At 31.3% G+C, this 17,353-nt stretch carries 21 protein-coding genes; 20 read left to right on the top strand and 1 reads right to left on the bottom strand.

The window, feature by feature from the left end; all coding sequences use genetic code 11:
* From PKN74_RS02015 to PKN74_RS02065, 11 genes are all read left to right on the top strand, one after another.
* A partial coding sequence (locus tag PKN74_RS02015) for a carbohydrate ABC transporter permease (RefSeq protein ID WP_472308084.1) occupies positions 1–720 on the top strand: 720 nt, incomplete at its 5' end.
* Between the two features lie 29 nt (positions 721–749).
* Entirely contained in the window at positions 750–1,058 is a 309-nt protein-coding gene (locus PKN74_RS02020) for a hypothetical protein (protein ID WP_472308086.1), read from the top strand.
* Positions 1,042–1,818, top strand: coding sequence for a class I SAM-dependent methyltransferase (locus tag PKN74_RS02025; protein ID WP_472308088.1), 777 nt, complete (start codon positions 1,042–1,044; stop codon positions 1,816–1,818). The genes PKN74_RS02020 and PKN74_RS02025 overlap by 17 nt, the downstream gene beginning before the upstream one ends.
* Positions 1,815–2,747 carry a tRNA (adenosine(37)-N6)-dimethylallyltransferase MiaA gene (gene miaA / locus PKN74_RS02030; protein WP_472308090.1) on the top strand — a complete coding sequence of 311 codons (933 nt, stop codon included), beginning with the start codon at positions 1,815–1,817 and terminating at the stop codon, positions 2,745–2,747. Before PKN74_RS02025 ends, miaA begins: the two co-directional genes overlap by 4 nt.
* Positions 2,748–2,758: 11 nt before the next feature.
* Entirely contained in the window at positions 2,759–3,007 is a 249-nt protein-coding gene (hfq, locus tag PKN74_RS02035; protein WP_472308092.1) for an RNA chaperone Hfq, read from the top strand.
* A gap of 115 nt (positions 3,008–3,122) precedes the next feature.
* Complete coding sequence (locus PKN74_RS02040; RefSeq protein WP_472308094.1) at positions 3,123–4,112, top strand: M23 family metallopeptidase; 990 nt, start codon at positions 3,123–3,125, stop codon at positions 4,110–4,112.
* 453 nt (positions 4,113–4,565) lie between these two features.
* Positions 4,566–5,774, top strand: coding sequence for a methionine adenosyltransferase (metK, locus tag PKN74_RS02045; protein ID WP_472308096.1), 1,209 nt, complete (start codon positions 4,566–4,568; stop codon positions 5,772–5,774).
* A gap of 242 nt (positions 5,775–6,016) precedes the next feature.
* Positions 6,017–6,322 carry a 30S ribosomal protein S20 gene (gene rpsT, locus PKN74_RS02050; RefSeq protein WP_472308098.1) on the top strand — a complete coding sequence of 102 codons (306 nt, stop codon included), beginning with the start codon at positions 6,017–6,019 and terminating at the stop codon, positions 6,320–6,322.
* Positions 6,323–6,410: 88 nt separating this feature from the next.
* Positions 6,411–7,364: a tRNA (guanosine(46)-N7)-methyltransferase TrmB gene (gene trmB / locus PKN74_RS02055; RefSeq protein ID WP_472308100.1), complete on the top strand. Its 954-nt coding sequence runs from the start codon at positions 6,411–6,413 to the stop codon at positions 7,362–7,364.
* The gene (locus PKN74_RS02060; protein ID WP_472308102.1) at positions 7,357–8,355 is read left to right on the top strand and encodes an NAD(P)H-dependent glycerol-3-phosphate dehydrogenase; all 999 of its coding nucleotides are present in this window, start codon (positions 7,357–7,359) and stop codon (positions 8,353–8,355) included. Before trmB ends, PKN74_RS02060 begins: the two co-directional genes overlap by 8 nt.
* Before the next feature lie 102 nt (positions 8,356–8,457).
* Positions 8,458–8,877, top strand: coding sequence for a hypothetical protein (locus PKN74_RS02065; protein ID WP_472308104.1), 420 nt, complete (start codon positions 8,458–8,460; stop codon positions 8,875–8,877).
* Between the two features lie 29 nt (positions 8,878–8,906).
* Here the strand turns inward: PKN74_RS02065 and nth are convergent, their stop codons facing one another.
* On the bottom strand, positions 8,907–9,542 hold the full coding sequence (gene nth / locus PKN74_RS02070) for an endonuclease III (protein ID WP_472308106.1): 636 nt from the start codon (positions 9,540–9,542) through the stop codon (positions 8,907–8,909).
* 402 nt (positions 9,543–9,944) lie between these two features.
* Here nth and PKN74_RS02075 point away from each other — a divergent pair, with 402 nt between their 5' ends.
* Genes PKN74_RS02075 through flhB form a run of 9 tightly spaced genes read left to right on the top strand, consistent with a single transcriptional unit; the run spans position 9,945 to position 17,347 of the window.
* Positions 9,945–11,207 (top strand): CinA family nicotinamide mononucleotide deamidase-related protein, encoded by a 1,263-nt coding sequence (locus tag PKN74_RS02075; RefSeq protein ID WP_472308108.1) that lies wholly within the window; start codon positions 9,945–9,947, stop codon positions 11,205–11,207.
* 28 nt (positions 11,208–11,235) lie between these two features.
* The gene (locus PKN74_RS02080; protein ID WP_472308216.1) at positions 11,236–13,239 is read left to right on the top strand and encodes a chemotaxis protein CheA; all 2,004 of its coding nucleotides are present in this window, start codon (positions 11,236–11,238) and stop codon (positions 13,237–13,239) included.
* Between the two features lie 34 nt (positions 13,240–13,273).
* Positions 13,274–13,714, top strand: coding sequence for a chemotaxis protein CheW (locus PKN74_RS02085; protein ID WP_472308110.1), 441 nt, complete (start codon positions 13,274–13,276; stop codon positions 13,712–13,714).
* A 24-nt stretch (positions 13,715–13,738) separates the two neighbouring features.
* Positions 13,739–14,098 carry a chemotaxis protein CheY gene (gene cheY, locus PKN74_RS02090; protein ID WP_472308112.1) on the top strand — a complete coding sequence of 120 codons (360 nt, stop codon included), beginning with the start codon at positions 13,739–13,741 and terminating at the stop codon, positions 14,096–14,098.
* 5 nt (positions 14,099–14,103) lie between these two features.
* Positions 14,104–14,484 carry a hypothetical protein gene (locus PKN74_RS02095; RefSeq protein ID WP_472308114.1) on the top strand — a complete coding sequence of 127 codons (381 nt, stop codon included), beginning with the start codon at positions 14,104–14,106 and terminating at the stop codon, positions 14,482–14,484.
* On the top strand, positions 14,459–15,247 hold the full coding sequence (fliP, locus tag PKN74_RS02100) for a flagellar type III secretion system pore protein FliP (RefSeq protein ID WP_472308116.1): 789 nt from the start codon (positions 14,459–14,461) through the stop codon (positions 15,245–15,247). The genes PKN74_RS02095 and fliP overlap by 26 nt, the downstream gene beginning before the upstream one ends.
* Positions 15,248–15,251: 4 nt before the next feature.
* Entirely contained in the window at positions 15,252–15,518 is a 267-nt protein-coding gene (gene fliQ, locus PKN74_RS02105; RefSeq protein ID WP_472308118.1) for a flagellar biosynthesis protein FliQ, read from the top strand.
* Entirely contained in the window at positions 15,519–16,292 is a 774-nt protein-coding gene (fliR, locus tag PKN74_RS02110; RefSeq protein ID WP_472308120.1) for a flagellar biosynthetic protein FliR, read from the top strand.
* A complete protein-coding gene (gene flhB, locus PKN74_RS02115) occupies positions 16,214–17,347 on the top strand; it encodes a flagellar biosynthesis protein FlhB (protein WP_472308122.1) in 1,134 nt (377 codons plus the stop codon). Before fliR ends, flhB begins: the two co-directional genes overlap by 79 nt.
* Positions 17,348–17,353: the final 6 nt, after the last annotated feature.

Below are 17,353 nucleotides of genomic sequence, written 5' to 3' on the forward strand. Positions count from 1 at the left end.
GAAGAACCTTATAGTAAAGTTGGGTATACATTTTCACAGATACTAGCAAATATTTTTCAAAATTATGTGGATGCATGGAATTCCGCACCATTTTCTCGCTATTATATTAATACCGTCTTTGTGGCTTTAGCTACTACATTACTTGAAGTAATTTTTTCTTCAATGGCAGCTTTTGCATTTGCAAAGTTAAATTTCTGGGGAAAGAACGCAATTTTCACATTGTTCTTAGCCACAATGATGGTTCCTGGCGAAGTGATGTTAGTACCTAATTATATAACTATTAGTAAATTTTCGTGGATAGATAGTTACTATGCGTTAATTGTTCCATGGGTTATAAGTGTTTTTGCTATATTTTTGCTCAGGCAACAATTTATGACCGTTCCAGATGATTTGTGGGATGCAGCTAAAATTGATGGTTCAAGTAGTTGGAGATTTCTATGGACTGTGATGGTTCCTTTGAGTAAGCCTGCAATTTTGACTGGAGGTCTATTAAAGTTTGTCGGTAGCTGGAATGCCTTTCTTTGGGTTTTGATAGTAACCAAAAGTCCAGAAATGAGGACCTTAGCGGTAGGGTTACAAAATTTTAGGACAGATGCTGGTGAAGTTTATAATTTACTTATGGCCGCCTCTACTTTCACGATGATTCCGGTAGTAATTTTGTTCTTATTTTTGCAAAAATATTTTGTAGAGGGGATAGCAAGAACAGGCTTGAAAGGTTAAATAACCTTACTTTTAGAGGATGTGTCAAAATGCCTTTAATCGATATTGATAACAAGAAAAATAAAAAGAACATTTTCAATAAAAAAAATAAAAAATCGTTTTTCGATTGGTGGAAATTTTTTGCTTTGTTTGTTTTAGTATTCATTTCATTTTTCATGGTTTATCAAATAGTTAGGTTAGTTAATTATTACATTTCACTAAAAAATGAATATGAGAGCTTAGCTTCGAAAAAGACAACTTTGGAAAAAAAGATTGAAGAAAGGGAACAGATAATTGATTCCTTAGAAGAGCAGTTGAAGAAAAAAGGAGTATTGATTAAAGATGGAGGATTTTACTAGATTGATATTCACTACCTCACATGACCCAAATGGAGAACAAATTAGTTTGGCTAAGGAACTGGCTCACAAATATAACGGCGAGTTTATTGAAAGAAAAAATTTGAAGGATGTTTTGAAAGAAGATGAAATTTATTTTGTTGTAAATAAAAATCTAACGATAGATTGTAAGTGGAAGGATGGAAGATTATTTTTCCATCCTTCTGTTTCGAAAATACGATTGAACAATTATTTAAAAAATGGAAAAGATTATTTGATAGAATCTATAAAACCTGAAGAAAATGATGTAATTTTAGATTTGACATTTGGTCTTGGAAGTGATGCACTTCTTTTAGGTTATTTTTGTAAAGAAGTGATTGGAATTGAAGCATCTTTTCCTATTTACGTAGTAGTTAAAGAAAGTTTAAAAAGGTATCAATTTAAAGAATTGTGGTTGAAAGAGTCTTCTGAAAAAATAAAAATCTATCACGAAAATTATAAAGATTTTATAAAAAGGCAAGTTGATAATAGCTATGATTCCGTGTATTGTGATCCTATGTTTGAAAATCCTCAGTTTAAGTCTAGTTCAATGAATCCTTTAAGAAAATTTGCCAGTTATGACAGGATAGATAAAGTAGATTTAGAAAACATGATTAGAATTTCAAGAAAAAGAGTTGTCGTTAAAGCTCGAGTTAATGATTCCATTTGGAATGAGTTCAAATTTAATTATAATGCGGGAAGTAAAAAAAGTGGTGTCGTTTTTGGAGTGATTGAAAAGAAATGAAAGATAACAAGAATAAGGTTTTAATAATTACTGGCCCTACTGCTGTTGGAAAAACAGAAATATCCATCAGAGTTGCTCAAGAACTTGATGGTGAAATAATTTGCATGGATTCAAGGCAGATTTACAAAAATCTGAAAATAGGGACTTCTTTCCCCGACGAACAAACATTGAAATTAGTTAAACATCATTTGTTTGGATTTGTCGAATTAGATGAACATTTTACAGCTTATGATTATAAATTAGCTGCTGAAAAAACAATTGAAGAAGTGTTAAATAACAATAAATTTCCTATTTTAGTAGGGGGGACAGGTCTATATATTGATGCGCTTCAAAAAGGTTTCCTAAATGTTGAATCTGATCATGGAGTCAGAACTTATCTTCGAAAATTAGAAAACGAAAATCCTGGAATACTTAGAAAGATGTTAACAGACATAGATCCAGAAAGTGCTTTAAGAATACATCCAAATGATGTTAAAAGAACAATAAGAGCTCTTGAGGTATATATTGTTACTGGAAAAAGAATGGGTGAACTAATTAAATTTCAAGGTCCTGAACAACCAAAATTCAACTATGAAATAGTTGTTTTAGATAGAGATAGAAAAGAGTTACATGAGAGAATTAATCAAAGGACAGAAAAAATGCTAAAAGAAGGCCTTATCGAAGAGGTTAATAATATTCTTTCATTAGGTTTTTCTAAAAATTTAAATTCACTAAACACAATTGGTTATAAAGAAGTGATAAAATATTTAGAAGGTGAAATTGAATATGATACAATGGTCCATAAAATGAAAGTTAACACTAGAAATTATGCCCGAAGGCAAATAATTTATTTCAGAAGATTTGAAAACTCATTATGGTTGAATTTGAGTGAACTTTCTGAGGAAGATGCAATAAGGAAAATCATACTTAAAATAAAACAACAAAATTAGGGGTGATAAAAGTGGCTGAAAAATTTAACCTGCAGGATAGATTTTTAAACATTTTACGCATTAACAAGATAGAAGTCAAAGTTTATTTAGAAGGGGGATTTCAAACAAGTGGTATCGTCAGATCTTTCGATGATTACACTATTCTTTTAGAAAAAAGTGGCGAACAATCATTAGTTTATAAACATGCTGTTAAAATGATGGTCCCTTCTAAATATATCAAATTATTTCAAGACAGTGGTACACCGAGTTCAAATGAATAATAGTCCCTATCTTTAAACTTTAGTAACTTTCTCGATTATTTTTATAGCCTTCATTAGCTTATTGTTTCATTTTACATGTGTATATCATAGAAGAAAAAATTTGGAGGGATAAAGTTTGAAAAAAAGATATATTTCTATTTTCTTGGTTCTAATTTTAGCAACATTAGCTGTATATTCTCAACTTTTTCAACCACCTGTAAAAAATTCTTATATAACAGCAGCATTTGGAGAATACAGAAATACTGGACCGGTTTCTCATTTTCATTTAGGCGTTGATTTTTCAACTTTTGGAAGAACTGGGCTTCCTGTTTATTGTGGAGGAGATGGTTATCTTTATAAAGTTTGGATAAATGATAATTTGTATGGAAATGCAATTTTTATATTCCATGAAGATACAAGCTTAATCTCAGGCTATGCACATCTACAAAGTTTTTCTGAGAAAATTTCTCGCTATGTTGACCTTGTTAAAGAAGAATTTGGTAACCAGACAATTGAAATTGTCTTTCCAGCAAGTGCGATACCCATAAAAACAAACGAAATTATTGCAAACTCGGGTGATACTGGAGAAGCAACGGCTCCTCATTTACACTTTGAAGTTTTAGAAGAAACACCTGAGGGGCAGATTATCTACGATGCGTTAGAATTTTTGGAATATCAAGAAACTAGATCAAAACAATTAGAGCTTATACAAATTCGATCCAATAATAAGTATTTTGAAGTTACAGACGGCAAGGAAAATATAGTAGAATATGCGGGTGTTTATCCAAAAATCGATGTTAGAGTTAGGCAAAAACTAGGAGATAATTCAACCATTGTTCCAAAAAAGGTTTCTTTGTACATAAACGATATTCTAACTTATAAAGTTGAATTTAGTAAATTAAAAGAAGACGAAGTTTACAAAGCCGAAACAATTTATGCCTACGGTTCCACAGCATCTGTATACTGGATTAAAATGTATTCAGATTATAACTTGAGCCCTATCGTTGTTAACGACTTTTCTGCTTTCTCTCACACTTCTTCAGGTGATTTGAGAGGTAAGGTCGTTTTAGAAGATTTTTGGGGCAATGAAAAAGTTTATAATATAAAGTTCGTAAGGCCGTATTAATATTGTTTAAAAAAATTAATATAACATTTCTTTTTTATGGTTGACGAAACGTTTTTTTTTGATATAATAAGAATCGGATTTTAATTTAGCGTTTTAAACATTGTATTTAAGATGATAGTTGTATTAAAAGTGGTTATTTTTGTGAAAAATATTCTAATTTGAAGGGGCACAATGTTAAGCCCTAACTATATTTATGAAAATGCAATGCTTGAGTGAACTCACATTAAATTAAAAGCTAGAGTGTAAAAATATTTTGAACTTAAGTGGTTCATCAAGCCAAATACTGATTGATCTTAAATGTGATTTAGTCAAACTTTCAGTTTAGAGATGCTCTATATGATCGTTTAGACGTAAGGAAAGTACTAAATATTTAAAAAACATTTAATTTAGCGCTAAATTAGATCCTTAGAATTTCAAAATTATCTATTAAAGACAATCGCAGGAGGACGAATGATGAAGAAAAAACTTTTTACAAGTGAAAGCGTAACAGAAGGGCATCCAGACAAAATCTGTGATCAAATTTCTGATGCCATTCTTGATTCCCTATTGGAAAAAGAACCTAAGGAGAATAGAATAAACGTTAGATCTGCTGTAGAAACTTTAGTAACTAGAGGACTAGTTGTTGTAACAGGAGAAATAAGAACCAGTGCCTATGTTGATGTTCCAACTGTAGCAAGAAATACAGTGCTTGAAATTGGATACAACAGAGCTAAGTTTGGCTTTGATGGTGAAACATGTGCTGTTGTAACTTCAATAGAAGAGCAATCTCCCGACATAGCTATGGGAGTCGATAAATCTTTAGAATCAAAAATCAAAAAAGATAAGGTTGACCCTTATGATCGTATCGGTGCTGGAGATCAAGGAATTATGTTTGGATACGCTACAAATGAAACCGATGTTTACATGCCTTTACCTATTGTTTTGGCTCATAGACTTGCTCGTAGGTTAGCAGTTGTCAGAAAGACAAAGGTAGTGGACTTTTTAAGACCTGATGGAAAAACACAGGTTACAGTCGAATACGACGAAAACAATAAGCCTGTAGCAATAGATACGATCTTAATTTCTGCTCAACATGCCCCTGATGCAACTCGTGATCAACTTGAAGAAGCTATCAAAAAGTTTGTTATAGAACCTGTCATTCCTCCAGAACTTGTCACAAAAGATACAAAGATATTAATCAATCCTACTGGGAGATTTGTTATAGGTGGTCCTCAAGCGGACACTGGATTGACTGGAAGAAAAATAATAGTTGATACCTATGGAGGATGGGCCCCTCATGGAGGAGGATCATTTTCTGGGAAAGACCCAACAAAAGTTGATAGGTCTGCTACTTACATGGCAAGGTATGTGGCAAAAAATTTGGTTGCAAGTGGAGCTGCTGATGAGGTGTTAATCCAGTTGTCTTATGCAATAGGTGTCGCTCAACCCGTTTCAATTAACATTGATACAAAGGGAACAGCGAAAGTTGAAGAAGAAAAGATTTATAAAGTAGTAAGAGAAATGTTTGATTTTCGCCCAGCTGCTATTATCGATAATCTAAACTTGCTTCAACCCTTTTACAAAAAAACTGCTGCATACGGACATTTTGGAAGAGATGATTTCGAATTTCCATGGGAAAGGTTGGATAAGGTTAAAGAACTAAGAAGCGCCTTAGGATTATAACTCAGATAAATGATTAAAATTAATTTAAAAAATAATTTTGTACTAAATATGTTACAAAGTAGCAACTCCTTCCACTTCTTTTGGATAAAAAAGAATATCCAAAATTATTTTAGAACCGATAAAACTATGAAGTGAAGGAATATTTGATAAAAATATTCAATAATATACCTTGCAAAGATTTCCAAATATATGAAAACGATAAATTAATCAAAAATTTAGAAAATCAAGGAGGTAAAAGTTAGGTGCCAAATACAAAATCTGCAAAAAAAAGAGTTAAACAATCTGAAAAAAGAAGGTCTAAGAATAGAGGATATATGAAAAGAATTAAAGAAGTTCAAAAAGAGATAGACAAGAGTATTAAGGCAAACGCTGACAAAGAACAAATCAATCAACTTTTAAATAAAGCATTTAAAGTTATTGACACTGCTGAATCAAAAGGTGTTATTCATAAAAATAATGCCGCCAGAAAAAAGTCTCAATTACATCGAAAAGTTAAACAATATCTAGGAGAAACAGCACCAATTACTGATACCAACGTTGGAGCATAAAAATTTACTCAAATTTTTAGTCAGCAATAAACAAAGTTCTTAGAATTTCTAAAGTGGCTACGTCCCTTTATTCTAAGGGAGGAGAAAATTGAATCATTCGTTTTTGGGAAAATATCAAATTTATACTAAAGACCTAACTTATTTTCCATTAGATTGGTCTAAAATATTTAGTAATAATAACAAACTTATTGTAGAAATAGGATTTGGTGGTGGAGAGTTTTTAATAGGTTTAGCTAAAAAGCATCCAGAGTACAATTTTATTGGAATTGAAACATCTTTAACTTCCTGTTATAAAATTCAAAAGAAAATTCATGTTAACAACCTAAGTAATATTAGGATAATACTCGAAGATGCAAGATTCGCAATAAGAGAATTTTTCTTCGACGATTCAATTTATAAGATAATTGTCAATTTTCCTTGCCCGTGGCCGAAGAAAAAGCATTCTAAGAAAAGGCTGTTTAGTGAAGATTTTATTGATACATTGTCGGGGGTTCTAGAAACTAATGGAGAAGTATTCTTGACAACAGATGTAAAATTGTACGCCGAAGAAGTTAGAGAAAATTTCTTAAACAACGGTTGTTTTGAAGTTACCCCATTAAAAACTGATTTTGAAATTCCGATTAAGACTAGATATGAAGCAAAATGGGAAGCTCAAGGTAGGTCTGAATTTTTTCTTATTTCTAGAAAAAAGTGTAAAAAACCAATTAGAAGATTATTAGAAGGAGAAAATACTTTGTCACATAAGAAAATTAAAACGGTTAACTTATCAAAATTAAAGTCTTTACAGAATTTTAAGTATAAGCAAGAAGAAAAAGTTTTCTTTATTAGTGATATTTATAGTAATTGTAATTCTCCCGAAACCAACTATCTTTTAAAGGTTTTTAGTGATGATGCCGGATTTTCTCAGTCCTTTCTTGTTGACGTTTCAAAAAGACATGATGGATGGATCATAAAATTAGATGATATAGCAAAAGCATATAGAACTCCGGCGGTGAAAGAGGCCATAAACAAAATAGCTGAGGAGTTAGAAAGTAATGGTTAAAGTTACAGTTTTGGGCGGTGGTAGTTGGGGTACTGCAATATCTTGTTTGCTCTCAAAAAACGGTCATCAAGTGAAAATCTGGGATAGAAGTCAAGAAGTTCTGTCTCTCATTGATGAAGGTGAAAATAGTCGGTATTTACCAGGAATAAAAATACCTTCTAATATTAACGTCGAACCTGATATAAATAAAAGTTTAGAACAAGCAGATATTGTAGTCATTGCTATTCCTGTTCAATATATAAGAAATGTATTAAGTAGTGTAGATAAACAGAAATTGACTCGGCAAACAATTTTTGTAAATCTATCCAAAGGTATGGAAATAAGCAATTTAAAGCTTCCACAACATATTTTTAAGGAAACTCTTGGAGATTCCCATTATTGTACTCTAAGTGGTCCAAGTCATGCAGAAGAAGTTTCTCAAGATGTACCTACAAGTGTTGTAGTGGCAAGTAAAAAGAAACGTATGAATCAATATATTCAAGAGATATTTAGTTCTGAAACATTTAGAGTTTATTCTAATGAAGATTTAATAGGTGTCGAAATTAGCGGTGCGGTTAAAAATATTTACGCAATAGGAGCTGGGGTTATTGACGGTTTTGGAAAATGGGACAACACAAAAGCTGCTCTTATTACAAGATCACTTGTAGAAATAATCAGATATGGTAGACATTATGGCGGCAAAAAAGAAACTTTTATGGGTTTGGCAGGAATTGGCGATTTAGTGGTTACTTGTACAAGTTCTCATAGTAGAAATAGATATGTCGGAGAGATGCTTTCAACAGGCAAATCTCTTGAAGAAATAATTGATGAAATGCCTATGGTGGCAGAAGGCGTGTACACCGCAAAGGCAGTTTATAACGATGCTAGAGCAAAAAACATTGAAATGCCTATTGCTTTCAAGATTTATGAAGCGTTATATGAAGGATTAGATCCAAAAAAGGCTATATATGAGTTAATGACACGAAATTTAAAATCGGAGTTTTTCTATTAAATATAGGTGACTGAACAAGACACATTCGATCTAAAATATTTGCAAATTTTCGTTTTGTGTTTCAAAAGGAAGTATTAGAAACTTAAAATAGGAGGCTTTTTAATGCAAATTACAATTGATCAACTTTTACAATTATTAATGGCACGATTAGATAGCTTAGAGATGTCAATAGAAGATCTAAAGTTTAGAATTAATATTTCTTTAAGAATATTAAGAAAAAATAATCTATTAAATGAAGAAAATGTTAAAGAAGCTGTTAAAGAAGAATTTGAACTTCTTAATCAACTTAGCGAAGAGGAAATAGAACTAGAGGAAGAAAGAATAGAGTCAGTAACAAAAAGTATTGTTAATTGGGTTGATAATGACGTTAATTATTTCAAAAAACAATATGCTGTTTTCGAAGAAAAATTGAGAAAATTTTTTGAGGAAGAGGATAGTAGCAATATAAGCATTGCACCTCCTGAACTTTTAAAACAACTTGAAAACCTTAATGACATAAATCTAAAAAAGAATAAGAAATAATTTAAAAGTCTCTCAAACACGAGAGGCTTTTATTTTTTTTCAGGTTTTAAGAACTGGTTTGCTGAAGGGCAAACATCCTTTAGAATGCAATCAAAGCATTTTGGAGAGATAGGTTTACATATTTTTTGTCCAAAATTTACCATTGCTCCATTAAGAGGTCCCCAAAGTTCAGGAGGGATTATTTTTTTCAACTCATCTTCAGTTTCTTCAGGTGTTTTTGTGTTCACCCATCCTAATCTATTTGAAATCCTATGAACATGTGTATCCACTGCTAACGCCTTCTTACCAAATCCAACATATAATACAATATTTGCAGTTTTTCTGCCAACTCCAGGAAGTTTTAAAAGCTCTTCTAAAGTATCTGGAACTTCTCCATTATACTGGTCGACTAATATTTTTGAAATTTCAATAATTCTTTTACTTTTTTGTTTATACATTCCAGATGGTTTTATTAACTCATATAAATCTTCTGGTTGAGCTTTTGAAAGTTCAAAAACATTGTTATATTTCGAAAATAATGCCTTAGCTGCCTTCTCGGTATTTTCGTCTCTTGTTCTTTGAGATAATATAGTTTCTATTAAGATTTTAAAGGGATCTTCTTCAGAATGGAACCTAGGAAAATGACTAATTATTTTATTTGCTTCTTCTACAATATCTCTCTTCATTGTGTATAAAAACCTCCGTAGAATACTTTTAGAAAGGAATTATGAAGTTTAAAAAAATTCTAGCAATTTACTTATATTATAAAATTAAAGTTTTTTAAAAATATTTGTTTTATTCAAATATTTTTCATTAAATTGATTGTGATTAGGGAAGAACCTCCGCCTTGTAACCTACCAAATCCTATGTTCATATCTCAAGCAAATTACTAACCAAAGATGTTCATTAAAAAATAGTTTAACAAATGTGATTTCGATAAAAATAATCCACTAAAAAATAGTTAATAACATTTCTTTACTATTATATATTATTAAAGTTAATAATTAAATACAAATATTAGCGGAAAGTATGATAAAATACTTTTAAGGTAATATAAAAGTCATTGTAATTAGTTGAGGTGATTGTTATTGTCGAAAAAGGTTTCGATAATTGCTACAGGTAGCGAACTTACGGAAGGGATCATAGTAGATAGAAATTCTAATTATATAGCTCAAAAACTGAAAGAAGTAGGTGTGGAAACATTAAAAATTATCAATATCAAAGATGATCTAAATTTAATTAAAAAAACTTTAGAGGATTCTTTGAATATTAGTGATATAATTATCTTGACTGGTGGATTGGGACCTACTAAAGATGACTTGACAGTGCGTGCGGTAGCAGAAGTGCTAAATTTAGGAATAGTTTTTAATGAGTCTGTTTATGAAGACATTAAAAAATATTACAGGAAAAGAGTTTCCAAATCGCTGGAAATTTTAAAAAAGCAAGCTTACGTTATAGAAGGCGCTCAAGTACTTCCTAATTTAATGGGAAGTGCTCCGGGTCAAAAAGTAACGATCACAGAAAAAGTCATTTATCTATTACCAGGTCCTTTTAGGGAAGCTTCTTATATGTTTGATAATTATATTTTGCCGGAATTAGAACATGAAAAATCGAACAAAAAATATGAATGTGTTCTATATTTTTATGGTTTAACTGAAGCGGAGTTTATGGATAGTGTTTCCAAATATGTTGAAAATCTTGATTACTCAACAAAAATCGAAGAGTATGTAGGTCCTAGTCTGAGGTTAAGATTGGAAAATAAAGAAGAATTTGATAATATTTTTAATATGATAATAAACGAATTTCCCGATAATTTCATAGGTTTAGATAGATTAGAAGTTACTCTTTTTAATGAACTTGTGGAAAAAAATTGGAAGATTTCTTTTGCAGAGTCGTGTACGGGTGGAATGATTTCTGATATTTTTGTTTCTGTACCTGGTGTATCAGAAGTGTTTGTAGGTTCTGTTGTATCTTATTCTAACGATTTAAAACAAAAAATGCTTCAAGTCAAAGAAAATACATTAAAAAAATTTGGAGCTGTTAGTACTGAAACTGTTTTAGAAATGGTAAAAGGATTAAAAGAATTGACAAATGCGGATTTATGTGTTTCGGTAAGTGGAATAGCTGGACCAACTGGTGGAACGGCAGAAAAACCGGTAGGAACTGTTTACTTTGGTTTATACTTTGAAGATCAATTATTTTCCACTAAGAAAATATTCGAGGTTAATAGAGAAGACATAAGAAAAAGAGCTTCATACTATGCACTATGGAGTGGATTGCAAGCAATTCGTAATCAAGTTGGTAAATCGATAAAAGAGTGGGATTGCTTAAGCAGTTATCTAAGTTATTAAAGTTGAGGAGGGGATAACCGTGCCTGATATGGATGTCTATTTGACTGTATTCTTAGAAGAGGCAAAAGAAAATATTCAAGAATTAAATGACCTTTTGTTAGAACTTGAGAAAGATAAAGGAAACTTGGAAATAATAAATAGTATATTTAGGATAATTCATACTTTGAAAGGAATGGCTGGCACAATGGAATTTGATGTTCTAGCGCAGGTCTCGCATAAATTAGAAAGCATACTAGATCTCTTAAGAACCAATAAGATTAAATTAAATCAAGATTTAATGAACCTGCTTTTTAAATGTGCAGATTCTATAGAAGAAAGTTTAAATGATATTGCATCTGGTGGGAAGGGCGAAACTTTTAACATAAAAAGGTTAGAAGTTGAGTTGGATAATTATTTAGTCACTTTAAAAGATAAGGAAACAGAATATAAAAAAATTGCAAAAACAGAGAGTACAATAATTAATGGTAGGATTAAAGACTGTTATAACAATATAAATGAAGAAACTATGAACATTTTAAAACATGTATATCAAAAGGCTCAAGAAAAAGGGCTTAATTTCTATTTTTTAAAAGTATTTTTGCTAGAAAACGTACAATTAAAGCAAGCTCGAGCTTACGCTATTTATCATCGATTGGAAGAACTTGGTTGTGAAATCGTTTATACATACCCCAGTGTGGAGGAAATCGAAAAAGAAAATTTTGACAGGGAGTTAGTGTTTGGCATAGTAACTTCAAAAAGTATAGGAGAAATAGCTGAAGCTATTAATAAAATAGCAGAAGTCCAATCCGTTTATGTTGATGAATTTTCTGAAAGTTTGATGGAAGAAGCAATTTTAGAGAAAGAGAAACAGCAAGAGGAAAACATCGAAAATAATGAAAAAGAAGTGAAATTACTGAAAACAATTAGGGTGGATATTAACAAATTAGATGAATTAATGAATTTGATGGCTGAACTTGTGATTGCACGGAGCAGAATTGTTGAAACTTTAAGTAAGTATAACTTAAAAGAAGTTGATGAAAGTCTTTCACAACTTTCAAGAATAACTTTGGACTTACAGAATATTGTAATGAAATTGCGAATGGTTCCCGTATCTTTTGTTTTTAATCGTTTTCCACGATTAGTTAGGGATCTTTCACAAGAATTAGGGAAAAAGGTTAATTTCATAATTCGTGGAGAGGATACTGAGTTAGACCGTACTGTTGCAGATGAAATTGGGGATCCTTTAGTGCATTTAATTAGAAATTCTATAGATCATGGGATTGAAAAGCCTCATGAAAGAATAGCAAAGGGTAAACCTGAAGCTGGGACTTTAATCTTATCGGCAAGACATGAAGGAAACGGTGTTATAATTGAAGTCGAAGACGATGGTAGGGGCATGAATAAGGAAGAGATACTGAGAAAGGCTATAGAGAAAGGATTAATTAGTTCTTCTGAAGCTTCAAAACTGAGCGATGAAGAAATTTATAATTTGGTTTTTCTTCCTGGTTTTTCTACCAAAACTGTTTCTACTGAGGTTTCTGGTAGAGGAATTGGCATGGATGTTGTAAAAGCTACTGTTGAAAACTTAAAAGGAACTGTTTCTTTAGAAACAAAAAAAGACAGGGGAACTAAGGTTACGATAAGATTACCTTTAACTTTGGCAATTATAGAAGCATTGTTGGTAACCGTTGATAATGATGTTTATGCTATCCCCATTGCAAATATAGATACTACTCAAAGATTAGCTGATGGAGAATTGAAGGTTGTTGAAGATAGAGAAGTTTTTCTCCTAAGAGGCGAAATCATTCCTGTAGTAAGATTGAGAGATTTGTTTGGATATGGTAGAAAGCAAGGTTTGATAAAAGAAAATATTGTTATTGTCAGAATTGGAAATAAGAAACATGGAGTTGTAGTAGATAAACTTTTAGGACAAGACGATATTGTCATTAAATCGCTTGGTTCACTACTAAGCGATGTAAAAGAATTCAGTGGAGGGGCGATTTTAGGAGACGGTAGAATTGCCTTGATACTAGATGTTGCTTCATTAATGTAAAACTTGATTTTAAATATAAAGGGGAGAAAATGGAATGGAAGATGTACTTTCTTTTAAGATCTTAGATCAAGAGTATGCCATTTTGATAGAAAATATTGAAAGTGTTGTAGATATAACAGAAATTACTCGAGTACCCAATGCTAGGTATTTTATAGAAGGATTAATCAATTTGAGGGGAAGAATCGTCCCTATTATAGATTTAGCTAAAATTTTGCAAATAAAACTTCCTGAAAATCACAAGTATGGAAATATTCTGGTTTTGAAGATAAATGATGAGGAAATAGGTATGTTGGTTGATGAAGTTGAAAATGTTTTAACTATCGATCCTGCAAAATTAGAAAAGATTCAATCTAAAAAAGATGTTTATTCTGAAAATGTAAAAGGAATTATAAAAATAGCGAACAGATTGATAGTTTATATTGATTTAATTGGTATATTAGAAAAAGAATTACAAAAAGAATTAAAAAAACAATAGTTGTCAGCTTCAGGAGGTGCTTGAATGGGCAGAAGAGTTCTAATTGTAGATGATGCAGCATTTATGAGAATGATGCTAAGAGATATATTAACTAAAGCTAATTATGAAGTTGTTGGAGAGGCAGCAAATGGACAAGAAGCGGTTGATAGGTACAAAGAGTTACGTCCAGATTTTGTGACAATGGATATTACGATGCCAGTAAAAGACGGTATCCAGGCAATAAGAGAGATTAAGCAAATAGATCCAAATGCAAAAATAATAGTTTGTAGCGCTATGGGGCAACAAGCCATGGTAATAGAGGCTATTCAGGCAGGCGCAAAAGATTTTATAGTCAAGCCTTTTCAACCTTCTAGGGTTATAGAAGCTTTACAAAAACTGGAGTAATAAAGATGCCTAACGATTATTCTACAGCTACAGTTACCAGTAGTACTCTAGATGTGACAATCTGGTTTGTTGTAATAATTTTATTTATTATAGTTTTATTTTTGATATATTATTTTTTAAACAAATCAATAAAAAAAGGGCCGAAGAATAAAGAAGTGGTCCTTGTTAAAAAATTCTATATCGATAGAAATCTTTATGTAGGGTTGCTTAAGATTTTCAATGAATATTACCTTATTTTAGTAAGTTCAAATTCTAGTGAAGTAATAAGAAAAGTGAATGAAGAAGAAATTTTTGAACTGATGGGTGAATCTCCAAAATTTATAGATACTTTTACAAAGTTTTTAAAGCGGGATAAGACAAATGAAAAAGATCAAAAAGAAAAGTAGAATTATAAAAATATTATTTGTTTTAGGAATATTTGTGTCTATTACATCCTTGTCTTTTACTCAGCAAACACCTACTCCTCCCTTGATAGATATACAAATTAACAACAACGAAGTACCCAATCAACTGTCGCCAACATTAACTATTTTACTTTTAGTTACAGTTTTATCATTAGCACCAGGATTTTTGATGCTTATTACTTCGTTTACTAGAATAGTTATTGTTTTAGGATTTGTAAGACAAGCTATTGGTACAAGGCAGTCTCCACCTAATCAAGTAATGCTCGCATTAGCTTTGTTCTTAACCATTATGATTATGTTTCCGGTGTTTAACGGAGTTTATCAAAAGGCAGTTATACCATATAACGAGGGGGAAATTGGATATCAAGAAGCCCTAGAAATAACTAAAGGGGAATTTAAAACTTTTATGTTAACTCAGATAGTAGCTCATAAAAACGAAGATAATATTTATATGCTTTCATCAGCGATGAATCTAAACATTTCAAATGTTGAAGAAACCCCTTTTCATATTTTGGTTCCTGCTTTTGCCATCAGTGAACTTGAAATAGCTTTTAAAATGAGTATATTAATCTATTTACCTTTTATAATTATCGACATGGTTGTTGCTAGTATCTTGCTTTCAATGGGTATGATAATGATTCCCCCTGTGTTAATTTCGCTCCCATTCAAAATCATGATTTTTGTGATGGTCAATGGATGGGATTTATTAGTTAGTGGATTGGTTAAAAGTTTTACGGGAGGATGAAAATATGACAGAAGAAGTTCTAATTGAAATTTTTGAAAATGGAATATTGGTTTTCCTAAAGGTTATTTCTCCTATTTTATTAATAAGTGTTGCAGTTGGATTGATCATAAGTATCTTTCAGGCCGTTACCCAATTGCACGAACAAACCTTGACTTTTGCTCCAAAAATCATAATAACCTTTCTTGTTCTGATACTTTTATTTTCTTGGATCATGCAAAACTTAGCTGATTTCACTTTTGATTTGTTCACATACTATTTAGGGATGATTTAATTGCTCTTAGAGACTCTGTCGTATAGTTTGTGGATTTATTTTTTTATATTCTTTAGATTAGTAGGGATAGTGTTTTTTATTCCCTTGTTTAGTTCACAATTTTTACCAGTTCATATGAAAGTTTTTATTAGTCTATTTATATCTTATTTAATTTTACCTAGTGTTAATGATACCATTCCGTTGAATGTTCCAATAGGTACGATCGTTTATAATATGGTTTTAAATTTTTTAATTGGAATCACCATCGGTCTCATAACAAATATTTTATTTTATGCAGTGCAGTTTGCAGGTGAAATAATTGGGATGCAGATGGGTTTTTCAGTAGCAAATGTTTTCGATCCCTTATCTAATGATGAAATTTCAATTTTATCTGAGTTTTCTTTTTTATTCAGTGTTCTGTTTTTTTTTATTATAAAAGGACCTTTGGTATTATACACATTAATAATTGATTCGTTTCATAAAATCCCTGTGATATTTAACTTGAATGTTGAAAGTTATGCTATCTTTTCACAAAAGCTTTTTGATGTATTTATTATTGGACTAAAATTCTCTATGCCAATTATCGCGTTTATGATATTGTTAAAAGTAGCTCTTGGGATTGTTTCAAGATTAATTCCACAAGTAAATGTTTTTATGGTAGGTTTGCCTATAGAGATTCTGATTGGTTTTTTATTATTGTTAGGAGTGATTATGATTTGGGGAGAAAATTTTTCAGCTTTATTCTTTCAGCTAATAGAATGGATAAAAAAATCGATGGTCCTCTTGTCAAGATAGATTTACAATTATTTGCAGACCCTGAAAAGACGGAACAACCTACTCCTCGAAGATTAGAAAAGGCAAGAGAAGAAGGAAATATCCCAATATCAAATGAATTTAACATGGCTATGAGTTTATTAGCGATGTCAATGCTACTTATGTTTTTATTTAATCCCTTGGTAGCAGAGATCGAAAGACTTTTCTACGATTATTTTGCTTTAGAGGTTGATTTTGAGGGAACTGAATTACTTGCTTATGAAGTTAAGACTCATTCAAGCCTATATTTGAAATTAGTGATATTTTTTGGTGTTTCCGTGATAGTTTCTTCAATTTTGGGTATGATACAGACTAAATTTCTTTTTACAACTAAATCCTTAAAATTCGACTTAAGTAGGATAAATCCAATAAACGGCTTCAAAAGACTATTTTCTATGAGAACTGTGGTCGAATTGCTGAAGGCTATTTTGAAGCTTTGTGTTGTAGGTTTTTTGACGTACAATATTTTTAAAAGTAATTGGAATCTCATTCTTTCTTTGGCTGATCAAGAAATAGGTGCATCTTTTCAAATAATTTTCGATATGATAACTAAAATATTATTCCAATTAGGGATAGCCCTGTTAATTTTGAGCCTTTTCGACTTTTGGTATCAAAGACATGCATATATGCAGGATTTGAAAATGTCAAAATATGAAATAAAACAAGAGATGAAAGAAATTGAAGGTAACCCAGAGGTCAAACAAAGGCAACGAGAAATAATGAGAAGAATGTTAATGACAAGGATGATGCAGAAGGTTCCTGAAGCAGATGTCGTTGTTACCAACCCTACTCATTATGCCGTAGCGTTGCAATATGATGCTGAAACTATGGATGCCCCGATAGTTGTTGCTAAAGGAGTCAATGAAATAGCTTTTAAAATAAGAGATATAGCTTTCAAAAATGGAGTTCCAATAGTACAAAGACCTTCTTTAGCGAAAAAACTTTATGAAGAAGTAGATCTAAACGAAGAAATCCCAGAAGATTTATACACAGTAGTTGCTGAAGTATTAGCTTACGTTTATAGGATTTCTAGGTAATAGAGG

It is taken from the genome of Defluviitoga sp. (genome assembly GCF_035349255.1).
GTDB lineage: Bacteria > Thermotogota > Thermotogae > Petrotogales > Petrotogaceae > Defluviitoga.